The sequence below is a fragment of the Enterobacter cloacae complex sp. OE43NF genome, from assembly GCF_023544405.1.
In the GTDB taxonomy this organism is placed as follows: Bacteria; Pseudomonadota; Gammaproteobacteria; order Enterobacterales; family Enterobacteriaceae; genus Enterobacter; species Enterobacter cloacae.
The window spans coordinates 38,898-56,735 of sequence record NZ_JAMJFW010000007.1 but is presented as its reverse complement, the minus strand read 5'-3'; the positions used below and the strand labels follow the sequence as shown (position 1 = coordinate 56,735).

Below are 17,838 nucleotides of genomic sequence, written 5' to 3'. Positions count from 1 at the left end.
GTTATGAGTCAGGTTGCCGTTGTCATTGGTGGAGGACAAACCTTAGGAGAGTTTCTCTGCCGTGGGCTTGCCGCAGAAGGTTACCGCGTGGCGGTAGTGGATATTCAGAGTGAGAAAGCCGCCCGCGTGGCGGATACCATCAACACCGAGTTTGGTGAGGGGATGGCGTACGGGTTTGGTGCCGATGCCACCAGCGAGCAGAGCGTCATGGCGCTGGCTCGCGGGGTAGACGAGATTTTTGGCCGTACCGACCTGCTGGTCTACAGCGCAGGGATCGCGAAAGCGGCGTTTATCAGCGATTTCGAACTGGGGGACTTTGACCGCTCGCTGCAGGTGAATCTGGTGGGTTACTTCCTCTGCGCCCGCGAATTTTCCCGTCTGATGATCCGCGACGGCATTCAGGGGCGCATCATTCAGATCAACTCCAAATCGGGCAAAGTGGGCAGCAAGCATAACTCCGGCTACAGCGCGGCGAAATTTGGCGGCGTAGGGCTGACCCAATCTCTGGCGCTGGATCTGGCCGAATACGGGATTACCGTTCACTCGCTGATGCTGGGCAACCTGCTGAAGTCGCCAATGTTCCAGTCGCTGCTACCTCAATATGCCACCAAGCTTGGCATCAAAGAAGACGAAGTGGAGCAGTATTACATCGACAAAGTGCCGCTGAAGCGCGGGTGCGACTATCAGGACGTGCTGAACATGCTGCTGTTTTACGCAAGCCCGAAAGCCTCGTACTGCACCGGCCAGTCGATTAACGTCACCGGTGGGCAGGTGATGTTCTGATCGAGCAGTCTGATGCCCTCACCCTCTCCCACCGGGAGAGGGAATATAACAAGGAGCCGATATGGTAACCGCACTCATCACCGTCGCCGCCCTCGCCTGGATCTGCCAGATGGCATTCGGCGGCTGGCAGATCCATCAGTTTAACCGCGCGTTTGACGCCCTGTGCCAGAAGGGCCGCGTGGGCGTCGGGCGCTCCGGGGGGCGCTTTAAACCGCGCGTTGTGGTTGCAATTGCGCTGGATGAACAGAATCGGGTATGCGACTCCCTCATCATGCGCGGGATGACAGTGTTTGCCCGCCCGGTGAAAATTCAGGCAATTAACGGCATATCGTTGCAGGCATTACAGCCTGATGTGATCTTCCCCCACGATCCACTCTGTCAGAATGCACTATCATTAGCGCTTAAATTGAAACATGGATAATTTCGTTGTGAACGCGATAAGCTTGCGAAATTATCATTTCGCAACGTAAGGAACGAAGCGCCTATGAAACCTCGTCAGCGGCAGGCGGCCATTCTTGAGCATCTGCAAAAGCAGGGAAAATGCTCAGTAGAAGAGCTGGCCCACTACTTTGACACCACCGGCACAACGATACGCAAGGACCTGGTATTGCTCGAAAACGCAGGCGCGGTCATTCGAACCTACGGTGGGGTGATGCTCAACAAAGATGAAGCCGACCCACCTATCGATCACAAAACCCTGATCAACACCCACCAGAAAGCGCTGATAGCCGAAGCCGCGGTGAAATTTATCCATGATGGTGACTCCATTATTCTTGATGCGGGCAGCACCGTCCTGCAGATGATCCCGCTGCTCAACCGCTTTAACAACATCACGGTGATGACCAACAGTCTGCACATCGTCAACGCCCTGGCAGAGTTCGACAGCGAACAAACCATTCTGATGCCCGGCGGTACCTTCCGTAAAAAATCGGCGTCCTTTCACGGCCAGCTGGCGGAAAATGCCTTCGAACACTTCAGCTTTGACAAACTGTTTATGGGCACCGACGGCATCGACCTGAACGCTGGTGTTACCACGTTCAACGAGGTGTTCAGCGTCAGTAAAGCCATGTGCAACGCCGCCCGGGAGGTGATTTTGATGGCGGATTCCTCGAAGTTTGGCCGTAAAAGCCCCAACATTGTCTGCAGCCTTGAAAGCGTCGATACGCTGATTACCGACGCAGGGATCGATCCGGCGTTCAAAAAAGCGCTGGAAGAGAAAGGCATCGATGTGATCGTAACGGGAGAAAAAGATGAGTGATTTTCTGTTAAACGCAGGCCGTCAGACCCTGATGCTGGAGCTACAGGAGGCCAGCCGCCTGCCGGAACGGCTGGGCGACGATTTTGTCCGCGCCGCCAACACCATCATCCAGTGCGAAGGCAAAGTGATTGTCTCCGGGATCGGCAAGTCCGGCCACATCGGCAAGAAAATTGCCGCGACGCTGGCGAGCACCGGGACACCGGCGTTCTTTGTGCACCCGGCTGAAGCCCTGCATGGCGATCTGGGGATGATCGAAAGCCGCGACGTGATGCTGTTTATCTCTTACTCCGGCTCGGCCAAAGAGCTGGATCTCATCATCCCGCGCCTGCAGGAAAAATCGATCGCCCTGCTGGCCATGACCGGTAAATCCCGCTCGCCGCTGGCGCTGGCGGCCAAAGCGGTGCTGGATATTGCCGTGGAGCGCGAAGCCTGCCCGATGCACCTCGCCCCCACCTCCAGCACCGTCAACACCCTGATGATGGGCGACGCGCTGGCGATGGCGGTCATGCAGGCTCGCGGTTTCAATGAAGAAGATTTCGCCCGTTCACACCCTGCCGGGGCACTCGGCGCCCGCTTGCTGAATAACGTTCACCATCTGATGCGTACCGGCGATGCCATCCCGCAGGTCAAACTCGACACCAGCGTGATGGACGCGATGCTGGAACTGAGCCGCACCGGGCTGGGACTGGTCGCCGTCTGCGACGATACGCGGCAGGTTAAAGGCGTCTTTACCGACGGCGACCTGCGCCGCTGGCTGGTGGGCGGCGGCAAGCTGGAGGCACGCGTCTCAGAAGCGATGACCTCTGGCGGGTTAACGCTGAATGCCAACAGCCGCGCCATTGAAGCCAAAGAGGTGCTGATGAAACGTAAAATCACCGCCGCGCCGGTGGTGGATGACGCTGGCCGCCTGTGCGGCGCCATCAACCTGCAGGATTTCTACCAGGCAGGCATTATTTAACCCTTCAGTCCCAGACGCTTCGCCAGCCGGTGCAGGTTGGCGACGTCCATTTCCAGCGCCCGCGCGCACGCCGCCCAGCTGCGGTTGTTCTGTTCCAGCGCGCGGGTAATCATCTGACGCTGAAATTCTTCCGTCGCTTCACGCAGATTCTCGTTCACGCTTTCAGGCGCAGCGGGCTTCACGGACGGTATATTTTCATCATGCAGGGCAAAATGGCGCGCATGAATCACGATGTCATCCCCCGAGCGCGTCGCCCGCGCCAGCACCACCGCGCGATGGATGGCGTGCTCCAGCTCGCGTACGTTACCCGGCCAGCCGTAGGTCAGCAGATGGCCTCGCGCCCCCGGGCTTAATACCACGCGCGACAAGCCCATTTTGAGCCGACACTGTTCGCAGAAAAAACCCGCCAGCAGCACCACATCGTCCCCACGCTCGCGCAGCGGCGGCACGGTAAGCGGAAAAACACTCAGACGATGGAACAGATCGGCGCGGAAATTGCCGTTCAGCACCGCTTCGCGCAGGTCGCGGTTGGTTGCCGCCAGCACGCGCACGTTGACCCGTAAGCTGCGGTCGTCTCCCACGCGCTGAATATCACCGTACTGTAATACGCGCAGCAGCTTGGCCTGCAGCGACAGCGAAAGCTCGCCTATTTCATCGAGGAACAGCGTGCCGTTATCGGCCATTTCAAACTTGCCGCTGCGGTTGCTGATAGCCCCGGTAAATGCCCCTTTGACGTGACCAAACAGCTCGCTTTCCGCCACGCTTTCCGGCAGTGCGGCGCAGTTAAGGTAGACCAGCGGGTTGGCCGCACGCGGTGAAGCTTCGTGAATGGATTTCGCCACCAGCTCTTTACCGGTGCCGGTCTCACCGAAGATCAGCACGTTCAAATCGGATGCCGCGACGATCTCAATCTCTTTTTTGAGTTGTACCATGCCTGGCGAGAGGCCAATCATCTCCGTATGCGCGACCTGTTCAAACGCCGCCGGGCTGCCGGGAAGAATATTCTGGCTCTCCAGCTGTTCAATCAGCAGAGCATTGTTCAGCGCCCCGGCCGCCAGGGCCGCAATCAGGCGCAGCTCCTCGTCGCTGAAGGTATCGAACTGGTCCGGCGACATGCCGTCGAGGGTCAACGCCCCAATCAGGTTTTGTCCGGCAAACAGCGGCAGGCCGATACAGGCGTGCACCTTCAGGCTCTCCTGTCCGGGTATAAGGCCGTCGTACGGGTCGGGCAGATCGCTGTCTGCCGGAAAACGCACCACGTCACCCGCCCGGGCGATGGTTTCCAGCCGCGGGTGGCCTTCCAGCGTAAAGCGTCGCCCGAGCACGTCCTGCGCCAGCCCGTCGATGGCCAGCGGAATAAACTGCCGTCCCTCGTAGCGCAGCAGCGCCGAAGCATCGCAGTCCAGCACGTGGCGCAGCGTGGAGATCAGCCGCTGAAAACGATCCTGATGCCCGATGCCGGTTTGCAGTTCAATGGCGATTTTCGCCAGCACGTCTACGGAAAAGCTCATGTCTGCCTCGCTGTCATTTTGACAATACATAGTGTCATATTGACATCTTTAACGATAGTCATAATGACTACCCATTCGGGGGGGGATAAAAAATTAATTCATAAAAATCAATAAAATAAAAGTTGGCACGCAAGTTGATATAGACAAAACAACTTTTTCAACACGCCGTATTATTTGAGGTTGCTATGTCTATTCTGGTTAAAAATAACATTCATTGGGTTGGTCAACGTGACTGGGAAGTGCGTGATTTTCACGGAACGGAATATAAAACGCTGCGCGGCAGCAGCTATAACAGCTATCTCATTCGTGAAGGTAAAAACGTGCTGATCGATACCGTCGATCATAAATTCAGCCGCGAGTTCGTGCAGAACCTGCGCAGTGAAATCGATCTGAACGACATCGACTACATCATCATCAACCACGCGGAAGAGGATCACGCCGGGGCGTTGACCGAGTTGATGTCCCACATTCCGGATACCCCGATCTACTGCACCACCAACGCCATCGACTCCATCAACGGTCACCATCACCATCCGGAGTGGAACTTCCACACCGTGAAAACCGGCGACACGCTGGATATCGGTAACGGTAAACAGCTGATCTTCGTAGAAACCCCGATGCTGCACTGGCCGGACAGCATGATGACCTACCTGACCGGCGATGCGGTGCTGTTCAGCAACGACGCCTTTGGTCAGCACTACTGCGACGAGCGCCTGTTTAACGATGAAGTGGATCAGACCGAGCTGTTTGAACAGTGCCAGCGCTACTACGCCAACATCCTGACCCCGTTCAGCCGTCTGGTGACGCCCAAAATCACCGAGATCCTCAGCTTCAACCTGCCGGTGGATATGATTGCCACCTCCCACGGCGTGGTATGGCGTGAAAACCCAACCCAGATCGTTGAGCTGTACCTGAAATGGGCGGCGGATTATGAGGAAGACCGCATCACGATTTTCTACGACACCATGTCCAACAACACCCGCATGATGGCAGACGCCATCGCCCAGGGCATCAACGAGGTGGACCCAAACGTGGCGGTGAAAATCTTCAACGTGGCGCGCAGCGATAAAAACGAGATCCTCACCAACGTCTTCCGCTCTAAGGGCGTGCTGGTGGGCACCTCCACCATGAACAACGTGATGATGCCGAAAATTGCTGGCCTGGTGGAAGAGATGACCGGCCTGCGCTTCCGTAACAAACGTGCCAGCGCCTTTGGCTCCCACGGCTGGAGCGGCGGCGCGGTAGATCGTCTCTCCACCCGCCTGCAGGATGCCGGTTTTGAGATGTCCATGAGCCTGAAGGCCAAATGGCGCCCGGATCTTGACGCGCTGGAAGTCTGTCGTCAGCACGGCCGCGATATTGCTCGTCAGTGGGCGCTTGCACCGCTTCCTGAGGCCGCAGCACTCCCCGCCGAACAGCCGCAAACCTGTGCCGGGGCAGCCAGCGCCGATCTCGGTCCACGCATGCAGTGCAGCGTCTGCCAGTGGATCTACGACCCGGAACTGGGCGAGCCGTTGCAGGACGTGGCTCCAGGTACGCCGTGGAGTGAGGTACCGGACAACTTCCTCTGCCCGGAATGTTCCCTCGGAAAAGACGTCTTTGACGAACTGGCAACGGAGGCAAAATGAGCAACGGTATCGTCATCATCGGCTCGGGCTTTGCCGCCCGCCAGCTGGTGAAAAATATCCGCAAACAGGACGCTAACGTGCCGCTGACGATGATCGCGGCCGACAGCATGGACGAGTACAACAAGCCCGATTTAAGCCATGTGATTAGCCTGAACCAGCGCGCCGACGATCTCACCCGCCAGACGGCGGGGGAGTTCGCGGAGCAGTTCAACCTGCGTCTGTTTCCGTACACCTGGGTCACCGATATTGACGCCGATGCCCACGTGGTAAAAGCGAAAGATAAAACCTGGCAGTACGACAAGCTGGTGCTGGCGACGGGGGCCTCTGCGTTCGTGCCGCCGGTTACCGGCCGCGAGCTGATGATGACGCTCAACAGCCAGCAGGAGTATCGGGCCAGCGAAACGAAGCTTCGTGATGCAAAACGGGTAATGATTGTTGGCGGCGGTTTGATTGGCACCGAGCTGGCGATGGATTTTTGTCGGGCGGGTAAAGCCGTCACCCTGGTCGACCACGCAGCAAGCATTCTGTCGGCCTTGATGCCTGCAGAAGTAAGCAGTCGCTTACAGCACCGTCTGACCGACATGGGTGTGCATCTGCTGTTGAAATCGCAACTGCAACATCTGAGCGAAACCGAAGGCGGCATTCGCGCGACGCTTGACCGCAATCGCAGCCTGGAAGTCGATGTGGTGGTTGCCGCGACGGGGTTGCGCCCGGAAACGGCGCTGGCGCACCGCGCAGGCGCTGAAACAGGCCGTGGCGTGAAGGTGAATAGCTACCTGCAAACCACGCAGCCCGACATTTACGCCCTGGGGGACTGCGCGGAAATCAACGGCCAGGTACTGCCTTTCCTGCAGCCGATCCAGCTTAGCGCCATGTATCTGGCAAAAAACCTGCTCGGCAACAGCGCGCCGCTGAAATTACCGGCCATGCTGGTGAAGGTGAAAACGCCAGCGTTGCCGCTGCATCTGGCAGGTGAAACCCAGCGCCAGGATCTGAACTGGCAGATCGCTGTGGAAGCTCAGGGAATGGTCGCGCGCGGCTCTGACGCCGATGGCCAGCTCCGCGCTTTTGTGGTTAGCGAAGATCGGATGAAGGAGGCTTTCGCGCTACTGAAATCGCTGCCCGCTTAACCCTTAACCTTTTACCACGCTTACTTAACCCTGGGATTCTATTATCCGCAGCCCCGATGTCCCGGGGCTTTTTTTTACGTAATTTATTAGCAATATAAATACAAAAGAGGTAAATCATCGCCATCTGTCCTTAACTTATCATTTTACTGAATATAAAAGAGTGAAAACCTTCATAAACAGCAATATATGCATTCCATTTTTCCAGCAAAACGCACCCTGCTTCGCTTTACCGGAACGACATCATGGCGATTTTACCCCTCAAACACAATGGTTTTAGCGCAGCGCTCAGGAATGTATGACCAGCGCGTCGTAGCCGCGCCAGCGGTAGTTGATCATGGAGATCAGCCAGCAGGCGACAAACAGCCCAACCACCACAAAACCGGCGTTGCCGAGGTTATCGTTGACGGCACCAATGCGATCCCAAATGCCGCCGCTGAGGGCAAATTTTTCCATCAGCAGCCCCAGCGCTTCCAGCCCGCCGATAAACACCGCCACCACCACAGAGGTACCGGTAATGGTCATGTTGTAGTAGAGCTTGCGCTGCGGCTTGTTAAATGCCCAACCGTAAGCCCCCACCATCAGCAGGTTGTCGAGGGTATCCACCAGCGCCATGCCGCTGGCGAAAAGCGCCGGGAAGATCATGATTGACCACACCGACATACCGTTTGAGGCGCTGGCGGCAGAGATCCCGAGCACGCCGATTTCAGTGGCGGTATCAAAACCAAGCCCGAACAGAAAACCGACCAGATACATCTGCCAGCTTTTGTTGACCAGGCGGAAAGTCGCGCCAAACAGCCAGTTCATTATTCCGCCCTGCGCCGGGAGGGAGATGTCTCCCTGCACCGTCTGCCCGTTTTTCAGCGCCTGAAAATTGCGCCAGACACCGCGTAAAATCACCATATTGACTAACGCCATCGCCAGCAGGAACGTCGCGGAGACGGCCGTGCCAATCAGGCTGCCGGTTTCATGAAACCAGGCCATATTTTTCTGAAACGCGGTCGCCGTCGCGGCTATGGCGATGGAGGCCAGCACCACAATGGTGGAGTGCCCCAGTGAGAACCACGCCCCGACGCCTGAGGGGCGCTTGCCCTGCTGCATCATCTTGCGTGTCACGGTATCAATGGCCGCGATGTGGTCAGCATCCACCGCGTGACGCAACCCATAGCACCAGGCAAGCAAGCTTGCGGCCATTAACGCAGAACTGCTGCTAAAGGCGTTCCACGCCCAGCCCCACGCCAGAAGATTAGCCATTACCAGCGCCAGCAGCAGGAGCGCGGCGCGAGGTTCATTGCGTAAGCGTCGTAACATTTTACATCCTTTTTGAACATGACCGGGCTGCGGCAACTACCGCCTGCCCGAAGGAGATAGCCCCGTCACCCGCAGGCAGATGATGGGAAAAAAGAAGCGTGAAATCAGAGAGGTGTACCCGCAGACGCGCCCGCAGCAGGCGGTTATGCAACACGCCGCCGCTGAAACAGACGGTAGAGAGCGACAGGCGTCGGGCATGGTGTCGGGCTAACGCCGCCAGCCCTTTTGCCAGCGCGTCGTGAAAGGCCCACGCGCGCTCACAGGGTTGCGCCTGCCAGGCCAGCCACTGCCGCCAGAAGAGCGCAAGGTTTTCAACCTGAAGCGTCACCGGGTGCTCAACACCCGGGCACTGCGCGGCCAGCGCCTCCAGCCTGCAGGCGGCTTCGCCTTCATAGCGTTGTGTTTCAATACCCAGAGCACAGGCCACCGCATCAAACAACCGCCCGCAGGACGACGCCAGCGGCGCGTTAAGGCCGCGCTGAACGGCGGTCGCTAAAAGCGGCCAGTTTTGCGAACGTACGGCACGGGTTTCCGGGTAGCGTTGCCAGTCAGGAACAAACGCCAGGCAGTGTGCCAGCAGATTTCGCCAGGGCTGCATGGCCGCGAGATCGCCGCCCGGCATCGCCACGGCGGGCAGGCCGCCCAGATGCTCGCACTCAAGGTAGTTCACCCGCAGACACTCCCCGCCCCACAGCGCGCCGTGCTCGCCCATGCCGATCCCGTCCAGCGTCAGGGCGATGGCGTCGCCACCGTCGAGCGGCCAGCCGTTTTCGGCAAGGCAGGCCGCGGCATGCGCGTGATGATGCAGTACGGTATCGACCGGCAGCGCCTGCTCCTGTGCCCAGTGCCGGGCGTGATAGCCAGGATGGGCATCGCACACCAGCCGCTCTGGCTGAAAGGCGTAGATCTGCTGCATCAACGACAGTGCCGACCGCCACTGGGCCTCGACACCGTCGTCACTGAGATCGCCAAAATGCTGGCTCAGCACCGCCTGGTTACCGCGCACCAGACAGAAGGTATTCTTCATGTCGGCACCGGTCGCCAGAATAGAGGGAACAGGGCTAAAACCGGCGGGTAACGTGATGGCATCCGGCACGAATCCACGCGCCCGACGCAGCATGGCCCCGTCCTGATCCAGTACGGAATCGTCCATCCGCTGCAGGATGTCGCGGTTATGGAGCAGAAAACCGTCAGCAATCTCTGCGAGCTGTTCCAGTGCCTGGGGATTACTGATGGCAGGCGGTCTGCCGCTGAGGTTGCCGGAGGTCATCACCAGCGGGCGTTGCGTCTCCTGCATCAGCAAATGCTGCAGCGGATTGGCCGGGAGCATCACACCGAGGCTATCCAGGCCCGGCGCGATGTCGTCCGGGAAGGCCGGCAGCCAGGCTTTAGGGATCAGCACGATGGGCGCGGCAGGCGAGCGCAGCCGTGTTTGCACCGGCTGCGGAAGGCCGTCGGCGTTCGGGATCATCACCGCCAGCGGTTTCCCCGGACGCTGCTTACGTGCCCGCAGCATTGCCACCGCCTGCGGGTTAAGCGCGTCGCAGGCCAGATGAAATCCGCCCAGCCCTTTGATAGCCACGATGCCACCGTTTTTCAGCATCTGCACCGCCGCGTTCAGCGCCAGCTCGCGGGTGACAACCCGATCGGCCGCACGCCACTCAAGCTCAGGGCCGCAGTCCGGGCAAGCCACGGGCTGGGCGTGAAAACGTCGGTCCGCAGGGTTGCGGTATTCCGTTTCGCACGGCGAGCAGAGCGGGAATGGCGCCATGGCCGTGGCCGGGCGGTCATACGGCATGGCGCGGATAATGGTAAAACGCGGGCCGCAGTGGGTGCAGTTAATAAACGGGTAACGATAGCGGCGCTCGTGCGGATCGTTCATCTCCGCAAGGCACGCGGGACAGGTGGCGGCATCCGGTACAATCTGGGTGTCCATTGCTCCGCCCGCGCTGTGGCGAATGGTGAATGTCTCCGGCAGCGTTGACCAGTGGAACGGCTGCGTGTCGATACTTTCGATGCGCGCCAGCGGCGGGCAGTCCTGGCGCAGCCTCGCGGTGAAATGCCCCCCATTACCCGCGAGGCGCACCAGCACGCCCTCTCCGTCGTTGCAGACATCGCCGGTCAACTGCAGCGCCTGAGCCAGTTGCCAGACGAAGGGCCGAAAGCCCACGCCCTGCACCTTGCCACGCACCCGCAACTGTACGCCGTTACCGCCCATGACGGATCAGAACAGCAGAGATGAGGTGGTATCGAACGCTGCGCGACGGCGCTTCTCGGCGCTCATCTGCTCGAGCTTATCGCGATCCACGCAAACCAGTGCGTGTGTCGGGCAGGCCTCCATACAGGCCGGACCGGCGTCACGGTGATAGCAAAGATCGCATTTGTTGGCTTCGGCTTTTTCCGCCCGCACATTCAGCCCCATGCCGCTGTTGCGGACCACCGGACGAACCACCACCTCCATCGCGCCATACGGGCAGGCGACCACGCAGGTTTTACAGCCGATACAGCGCGCCTGCATCACATGCACAAAGCCTTTTTCACGTTTGATTGCCCCGTTAGGGCAGACGTTGGCGCACGGCGCGTCTTCGCACTGACGGCAGATAGCGGCAGTGGAAATATTCACGCCTTTGATGACGTGGATCCGCGGCAAAAAGGTCTCTGGCGTAAGCGAAGCGCAATCCTGCTCCGCCTGATGAGACACCACGCACGCCACTTCACAGGTACGGCAGCCAATGCATTTACTGGCATCAGCCATAATAAAACGGTTCATCTGCTTCTCCAGCATTACAGTCATGCGCGGAGATATTCATAAACCGTGCCAGTTTTTAACTCGTTGATTTATAGTGATTTAGAAAATGACGCCGGGGCTGTCATCGTCACTTCTGACGATGACAGCTGTCGACATCAGCGGTGCGGGCCGCCGATGACAGAGTCGCGCAGGATAAGCTCACCCGAGAAGGTTTGCTGATACTTAAACTCGCCGCCGTCGAGCATAAAAATCAGGCGGCTGATGGTCTCTTTAATCATCTCCGTGACCGGAATACGTACGCTGGAGAGCGAGGGCACGATGTAGGGCGCAATCGCCACATCGTCGAAGCCTACCACCGACACCGCATCAGGCGTGGCGACGCCGCTGTCGTGAAGCTGTTTCATGGCGCCAATCGCCATATCGTCGTTACTCGCCACCAGCGCGGTAAAGGTTTCGCCGCGCGAGAGCAGCTCAGACACGGCCGCCGCGCCGCTGGCCGGGTTCCATTTGCCGTGGGCGATCAGCGTCGGACGCAGCGGGATCTGGTGTTGCGCCAGGGCATCTTTGTAGCCAGAAAGACGCTCCACGCCCGTGGGCGAATCCAGCGAGCCGGTGATAAACGCAATGTCACGGTGCCCTTTCTCAATCAGCTGTGACACCGCTTCCTGACAGGAGGCTTTATGATCTGACCAGACGCTGTGGCTGCTGTTTTTACGCAGGCGACGGTTCAGTACCATGATCGGCTGCTCGTATTTCTCGACGATCTCGTCCATCTCTTCCACGCTCAGAAAACGCGGATAGATAATGACCGCGTCACAGCGCATATCAAGCAGGTACTGGATGGCTTCGCGCTCTTCATCGGCGCTGTGCTTGCCGTCCGCCAGGATCAGCTGCCGCCCCTTCTCTTCCGTCATGCGGGCGGCGTGAAACAGCAACTCACTAAAATAGACGCCGTGATACAGGGTGTTGGTCACCACCAGTCCCAGCGTCTGGGTGCGTTTGGTCGCCAGGTTGCGCGCCAGCAAATTGGGGCGATAGCCGCTCTCTTCGATGGCCTGAAACACCCGGTCTTTGGTCTCCTGGCTGACATAGCCATTCCCCGACAGCACCCGGGAAACCGTCGCTTTCGAAACGCCTGCCCGCTTCGCCACTTCAAGCATCGTGGTCATGTTGTTATTCCCTTTCATACTGATGGCACGCAGTGTACTGCACTGCAAAACAATTGTCGCAACGACGCGCTCACGCTTTTTGAACCGTCTGGTGATCGCCATCACGAAATGAAAAAATGGTCAAAATGCGATCTTGTTTCATTCAAAGAAACTCATGATGATTGTGTGGAACCGGTTTCCTACATACTCTCACAACGACAACAGGATCACATCCGATGGCCAAAAATTATGCCGCGCTGGCGCAAGACGTTGTCAGCGCGCTTGGCGGCAAAGACAACATCGTCGCCGTCACCCATTGCATGACGCGACTGCGTTTCGTCCTGAAAGACGAAACCGCTACCGATACCGCACGCCTGAAAAATATCAGCGGCGTACTGGGCGTGGTACGTAACGACAACCAGTGCCAGGTGATTATCGGCAATACCGTTTCTCAGGCTTACCGTGAGGTGGTGAGCCTGCTGCCAACCGACCTGCAGCCTGCCGTACCGGAAGGCCCACAGAAATTGACCCTGCGCCGCATCGGTGCCGGGATCCTCGACGCGCTGATTGGCACCATGTCGCCGCTGATCCCGGCGATCATCGGCGGCTCGATGGTCAAGCTGCTGGCGATGATCCTTGAGATGACCGGCGTGCTGGAGAAAGGCGCGCCGACGCTCACCATTTTGACCGTCATCGGCGACTGGGCGTTCTTCTTCCTGCCGCTGATGGTGGCAGCATCTGCCGCGGTGAAATTCAAAACCAACATGTCGCTGGCGATCGCCATTGCAGGCGTGCTGGTGCACCCGAGCTTTATCGAGCTGATGGCGAAAGCCGCGCAGGGTGAGCACGTCGAATTCGCGTTTATCCCGGTGACGGCGGTGAAATACACCTACACCGTGATCCCGGCGCTGGTGATGACCTGGTGCCTGTCGTATATCGAACGCTGGGTGGATCGCATTACGCCTGCGGTGACGAAAAACTTCCTCAAGCCGATGCTGATCGTGCTGATTGCCGCCCCGCTCGCCATCGTGCTGATTGGGCCGCTGGGGATCTGGATCGGCAGCGCCATCTCCGCGCTGGTCTACACCATCCACGGCTATCTGGGCTGGCTCTCCGTGGCGATCATGGGCGCGCTCTGGCCGCTGCTGGTCATGACCGGAATGCACCGCGTCTTTACCCCGACTATCATTCAGACCATTGCCGAAACAGGTAAAGAGGGAATGGTGATGCCGTCGGAAATCGGTGCCAACCTGTCGCTCGGCGGTTCATCCCTGGCGGTGGCATGGAAAACAAAAAACCCGGAGCTGCGCCAGACGGCGCTGGCCGCGGCGGCTTCCGCCATCATGGCGGGCATCTCTGAACCGGCGCTGTACGGCGTGGCGGTTCGCCTGAAACGCCCGCTGATTGCCAGCCTGATTAGCGGCTTTATCTGTGGCGCGGTGGCCGGTATTGCGGGGCTTGCCAGCCACTCGATGGCGGCGCCGGGGCTGTTTACCAGCGTGCAGTTCTTCGATCCGGCCAACCCGATGACCATTGTCTGGGTATTCGGCGTCATGGCGCTGGCGGTCGTGCTCTCCTTCGTGCTGACCCTGATATTAGGCTTTGAAGATATCCCGGTCGAAGACGAGGCTGAAAAAGCCCGCGCCCTGCAGAGTGCGCCGGTGCAGGCCAAAACCGCACAAGTTTAACCGTATAACGAGGTAGAAATGTCTGTTTTTCCACAAGGATTTTTATGGGGCGGCGCGCTTGCCGCCAACCAGAGCGAAGGCGCTTACCGTGAAGGCGGCAAAGGGCTGACCACGGTCGACATGATCCCTCACGGCGCAAACCGCCTGGCGGTGAAGCTTGGTAAGGAAAAGCGTTTTTCGCTGCGTGACGACGAGTTTTACCCAAGCCACGAGGCGATCGATTTTTACCATCGCTACAAAGAGGACATCGCCCTGATGGCGGAGATGGGCTTTACGGTGTTCCGCACCTCGATTGCCTGGAGCCGCCTCTACCCGAACGGCGACGAACCGCTGCCGAACAAAGAGGGCATTGCCTTCTATCGCGCGGTGTTTGAAGAGTGCAAAAAGTACAACATTGAGCCGCTGGTCACCCTGTGCCACTTCGACGTGCCGATGCATCTGGTGACGGAGTACGGCTCCTGGCGCAACCGCAAGATGGTCGATTTCTTTGCCCGCTACGCCCGCACCTGTTTCGAAGAATTTAACGGTCTGGTGAAATACTGGCTCACCTTCAACGAGATCAACATCATGCTGCACAGCCCGTTCTCCGGCGCGGGGCTGGTGTTCGAAGAAGGTGAAAACGAAGATCAGGTGAAATACCAGGCCGCGCACCACGAGCTGGTCGCAAGCGCGCTGGCGACCAAAATCGCCCACGAGGTAAACCCGGAAAACCAGGTCGGCTGCATGCTGGCGGGCGGGAATTTCTACCCTTACTCCTGCAAGCCGGAAGACGTATGGATGGCGCTGGAGAAAGATCGCGAGAACCTGTTCTTTATCGACGTGCAGGCGCGCGGCAGCTATCCGGCCTACTCCGCCCGCGTGTTCCGCGAAAAAGGGGTGGTGATTGTGAAAGATCCGGGCGACGACGAAATGCTGAAAAACACCGTCGATTTTGTGTCGTTCAGCTATTACGCCTCGCGCTGCGCGTCGGCCGATATGAACGCGAACAATACCAATGCGGCGAACATCGTCAAATCCCTGCGCAACCCGCATATTCAGGTGAGCGAATGGGGCTGGGGCATCGATCCGCTCGGCCTGCGCATCACCATGAACATGATGTACGACCGTTATCAGAAACCGCTGTTCCTGGTGGAAAACGGCCTCGGCGCAAAAGATGTCATTGATGAAAACGGCGAAATTAACGATGACTACCGCATCAGCTATCTGCGCGAGCATATCCGCGCGATGGGCGATGCCATTGAGGACGGTGTGCCGCTGATGGGCTATACCACCTGGGGCTGCATTGACCTGGTGGCGGCCTCAACGGGCGAAATGAGCAAGCGCTACGGGTTTGTCTACGTTGACCGCGACGATGCCGGAAACGGCACGCTGGAGCGCAAACGCAAGAAATCGTTCTGGTGGTATAAGAAGGTGATTGCGAGTAACGGAGGGGATCTGGAGTAACCCCTCACCCCGGCCCTCTCCCCATAGGGGAGAGGGTGTGTTTTGTCCCCTATGGGGAGAGGGTTAGGGTGAGGGGTTCAAATCCACCATTTCCAACCCACCCGGCTAGCCTTGAATAAACCACTTCCACCGCCTCTTTCACCGGCGGCGTCATCGGGTAATAAAACCCGACAATGTCCGGCTGAATGCCTAAAAACAGCACCTCGCCAACGTCCTCTTTGATCTGATCCACCAGATAGTTAAGCGGCATATTATGCGTGGTCATCATGAACATGTCGGCAATGTCGTCCGGGTCGATCAGGCGGATGTCCCCCGGGTTCAGCCCCATATCCGTAGCATCGACAATCAACAGCCGATCAGGGTGCAGCTCGCGGATGGCCACCACGTCGTTTTCCGGCGCGCTGCCGCCGTCAATCACCACCCAGTTGCCCTGCGGATTCGCGGCACACATCTCTGCCAGCAGCGGGCCTGCGCCGTCGTCGCCCATCATGCTGTTGCCGACACACAGTAAAACGTCAGTCACGTAATCTCCTCACCATCAGGTAGATGGCACTTTCCTGATGAATATCATGCAGCATGCTGAGCAGCGTTTTGCTCCACGCCTGCTGTTCGGGGGTTTGCCGTTTCAGCGCCGCGTCAAACGCGTTCGCCAGCATCGCAATATGGTTGGCGTCGATAACGATTTCACCGTACTTCGGTACCCCTTCCATTTTGCGCCGCGCCGTACTGCCCTCTTCCAGCGTGGCGATCCACGCCAGATAGTCGGACCACGGGCAGCTCAGTGCCGCCTCCAGGCAGTCGATCACCCCGAGGTGATGCCCAATCGCCAGGCTGTAATAGACCACCTGCTGCGCCGCGTCCGGCGTGGCATCGTTCTCATCAATAAATTTACGGCTCAGCTGACTGAACACCACCGTCTCACTCATCGGATACGCGCCTCATCCACAATGCTGTTCAGGTTCGCCACAATCTCATTGAGACGCGGATCGTTTTCCGCCTCCAGCCAGCGCGCCACCTGGTGCTCGCCCTGGCTCAGCAGGCGCAGGTAATCGTCGGCAATCTGACGGCCATAGCGATAACCCGCCAGCCTGCGCGCCGTGCGATCGACCTTCACCCGCAGCGGCTGCACCATGTCCGGGTGCAGGATCATCGCAGGCTGATTGTCGGGTTCACCCGGTTCACGGGCATGGATTTTCTGCTCCAGCAGGCCGAGCGCCATGGCAAAGCCATACAGCGTGGCGGCAGGCGTCGGCGGACAGCCCGGAATGTAGACGTCCACCGGCACGATTTTGTCGGTGCCGCCCCACACGCAGTAGAGGTCATGGAAGATGCCGCCGCTGTTACCGCACGCCCCATAGGAGATACAGATTTTCGGATCGGGCGCAGACTGCCAGGCGCGCAGCGCGGGCGATCGCATGGCGCGGGTGACGGCCCCGGTGAACAGCAGAATGTCGGCATGACGCGGAGACGGCACCACTTTGATGCCGAAGCGTTCGGCGTCAAACAGCGGTGACAGCGTGGCGAAGATCTCAATCTCGCAGCCGTTGCAGCCGCCGCAGTCCACGCGGTAAACGTAGGCCGAGCGTTTGATTTTTTTCAACAGCGACGCCTTCATGCTGGCGATGGACTCCTCCACCGTCATTGGCACCGGAATGCCCCGCTCGTCGCGCGGACCGAGTAAGTTTTCCATCAGCTGGCCTCTCTCATATGACGGGTGATATCGATGCGGTCGGACGGCAGCAGGCATTTCTGCCGTTTGCATTCCGGGCAGGTTTCAAAGCTTTCGCGATGATGCTCCGCGCGGGCGTCGCCGTTGTGCTTAAGCAGCGCGATGGCATAGTCGATCTCTTTTTGCACGGCGAACGGACGTTTGCAGACGCGGCAGTTACACAGGGCAAAACGCGACTGCTGCAAAAAGTCCTCTTTCTTCCACACCGCCAGCTCGTACTCCTGAGACAGACGAATGGCGACCGTCGGGCAAACCTCTTCGCAGCGGCCGCAGAAGATGCAGCGACCGAGGTTAAACTGCCAGGCCAGTTGGCCGGTTTTCAGATCCGTTTCCACCGTCAGGGCATTCGACGGACAGGCGTTGACGCAGGCCGCACAGCCGATGCACTGCTGCGGGTTGTGTTCCGGCTTGCCGCGAAAGTTTTTATCCACCGGCATCGGCTCCAGCGGGTAGCGGCTGGTGGGCGTGCCAGTTTTGATCACTTTTTTGATAAAGGTAAACATGA

The 17,838-nt window shown here is 58.7% G+C and carries 17 protein-coding genes; 8 read left to right on the top strand and 9 right to left on the bottom strand.

From position 1 onward, the window contains the following. The first annotated feature begins 3 nt into the window (after positions 1–3). The 4 genes from srlD to gutQ all read left to right on the top strand — a co-directional run bounded on the left by srlD (position 4) and on the right by gutQ (position 2,999). The gene (gene srlD / locus M8370_RS05155) at positions 4–783 is read left to right on the top strand and encodes a sorbitol-6-phosphate dehydrogenase (RefSeq protein ID WP_013098447.1); all 780 of its coding nucleotides are present in this window, start codon (positions 4–6) and stop codon (positions 781–783) included. 61 nt (positions 784–844) lie between these two features. Beyond that, entirely contained in the window at positions 845–1,204 is a 360-nt protein-coding gene (gene gutM / locus M8370_RS05150; RefSeq protein WP_250020601.1) for a transcriptional regulator GutM, read from the top strand. Between the two features lie 63 nt (positions 1,205–1,267). Then, complete coding sequence (gene srlR, locus M8370_RS05145) at positions 1,268–2,041, top strand: glucitol operon DNA-binding transcriptional repressor SrlR (RefSeq protein ID WP_013098449.1); 774 nt, start codon at positions 1,268–1,270, stop codon at positions 2,039–2,041. Further along, the gene (gutQ, locus tag M8370_RS05140) at positions 2,034–2,999 is read left to right on the top strand and encodes an arabinose-5-phosphate isomerase GutQ (protein ID WP_250020599.1); all 966 of its coding nucleotides are present in this window, start codon (positions 2,034–2,036) and stop codon (positions 2,997–2,999) included. Before srlR ends, gutQ begins: the two co-directional genes overlap by 8 nt. Here gutQ and norR read toward each other — a convergent pair. Then, entirely contained in the window at positions 2,996–4,510 is a 1,515-nt protein-coding gene (gene norR, locus M8370_RS05135; protein WP_150058256.1) for a nitric oxide reductase transcriptional regulator NorR, read from the bottom strand. The two genes, gutQ and norR, sit on opposite strands and share 4 nt — an antisense overlap. Positions 4,511–4,695: 185 nt before the next feature. On the opposite strand from norR, the gene norV reads away from it, so the two are divergent. Next, complete coding sequence (gene norV, locus M8370_RS05130; RefSeq protein ID WP_250020598.1) at positions 4,696–6,138, top strand: anaerobic nitric oxide reductase flavorubredoxin; 1,443 nt, start codon at positions 4,696–4,698, stop codon at positions 6,136–6,138. Beyond that, complete coding sequence (norW, locus tag M8370_RS05125; protein ID WP_029883945.1) at positions 6,135–7,268, top strand: NADH:flavorubredoxin reductase NorW; 1,134 nt, start codon at positions 6,135–6,137, stop codon at positions 7,266–7,268. Before norV ends, norW begins: the two co-directional genes overlap by 4 nt. Before the next feature lie 285 nt (positions 7,269–7,553). On the opposite strand, the gene M8370_RS05120 is transcribed toward norW, so the two are convergent. From M8370_RS05120 to M8370_RS05105, 4 genes are all read right to left on the bottom strand, one after another. After that, positions 7,554–8,576: a HoxN/HupN/NixA family nickel/cobalt transporter gene (locus M8370_RS05120; protein ID WP_139936987.1), complete on the bottom strand. Its 1,023-nt coding sequence runs from the start codon at positions 8,574–8,576 to the stop codon at positions 7,554–7,556. Position 8,577: 1 nt separating this feature from the next. Beyond that, a complete protein-coding gene (hypF, locus tag M8370_RS05115; RefSeq protein WP_250020597.1) occupies positions 8,578–10,794 on the bottom strand; it encodes a carbamoyltransferase HypF in 2,217 nt (738 codons plus the stop codon). A gap of 6 nt (positions 10,795–10,800) precedes the next feature. After that, positions 10,801–11,346 (bottom strand): electron transport protein HydN, encoded by a 546-nt coding sequence (gene hydN / locus M8370_RS05110; RefSeq protein ID WP_014833044.1) that lies wholly within the window; start codon positions 11,344–11,346, stop codon positions 10,801–10,803. A gap of 134 nt (positions 11,347–11,480) precedes the next feature. After that, positions 11,481–12,494: a LacI family DNA-binding transcriptional regulator gene (locus tag M8370_RS05105; RefSeq protein WP_250020595.1), complete on the bottom strand. Its 1,014-nt coding sequence runs from the start codon at positions 12,492–12,494 to the stop codon at positions 11,481–11,483. A gap of 215 nt (positions 12,495–12,709) precedes the next feature. Between M8370_RS05105 and ascF the strand changes: the two genes are divergently transcribed. Together ascF and M8370_RS05095 are read left to right on the top strand one after the other, a co-directional pair. Then, positions 12,710–14,161 (top strand): PTS cellobiose/arbutin/salicin transporter subunit IIBC, encoded by a 1,452-nt coding sequence (ascF, locus tag M8370_RS05100; RefSeq protein ID WP_250020593.1) that lies wholly within the window; start codon positions 12,710–12,712, stop codon positions 14,159–14,161. An 18-nt stretch (positions 14,162–14,179) separates the two neighbouring features. Next, the gene (locus tag M8370_RS05095) at positions 14,180–15,604 is read left to right on the top strand and encodes a 6-phospho-beta-glucosidase (RefSeq protein WP_040023788.1); all 1,425 of its coding nucleotides are present in this window, start codon (positions 14,180–14,182) and stop codon (positions 15,602–15,604) included. Between the two features lie 49 nt (positions 15,605–15,653). Here the strand turns inward: M8370_RS05095 and hycI are convergent, their stop codons facing one another. The 4 genes from hycI to M8370_RS05075 are packed head-to-tail and all read right to left on the bottom strand — an operon-like array spanning position 15,654 to position 17,836. Next, complete coding sequence (gene hycI, locus M8370_RS05090) at positions 15,654–16,127, bottom strand: hydrogenase maturation peptidase HycI (protein ID WP_250020591.1); 474 nt, start codon at positions 16,125–16,127, stop codon at positions 15,654–15,656. After that, positions 16,120–16,530: a formate hydrogenlyase maturation HycH family protein gene (locus tag M8370_RS05085; RefSeq protein WP_014833049.1), complete on the bottom strand. Its 411-nt coding sequence runs from the start codon at positions 16,528–16,530 to the stop codon at positions 16,120–16,122. The genes hycI and M8370_RS05085 overlap by 8 nt, the downstream gene beginning before the upstream one ends. Continuing rightward, on the bottom strand, positions 16,527–17,294 hold the full coding sequence (locus M8370_RS05080) for an NADH-quinone oxidoreductase subunit B family protein (protein WP_014833050.1): 768 nt from the start codon (positions 17,292–17,294) through the stop codon (positions 16,527–16,529). Before M8370_RS05080 ends, M8370_RS05085 begins: the two co-directional genes overlap by 4 nt. Beyond that, positions 17,294–17,836 (bottom strand): formate hydrogenlyase complex iron-sulfur subunit, encoded by a 543-nt coding sequence (locus M8370_RS05075; protein ID WP_023620172.1) that lies wholly within the window; start codon positions 17,834–17,836, stop codon positions 17,294–17,296. Before M8370_RS05075 ends, M8370_RS05080 begins: the two co-directional genes overlap by 1 nt. Positions 17,837–17,838 lie beyond the last annotated feature (2 nt).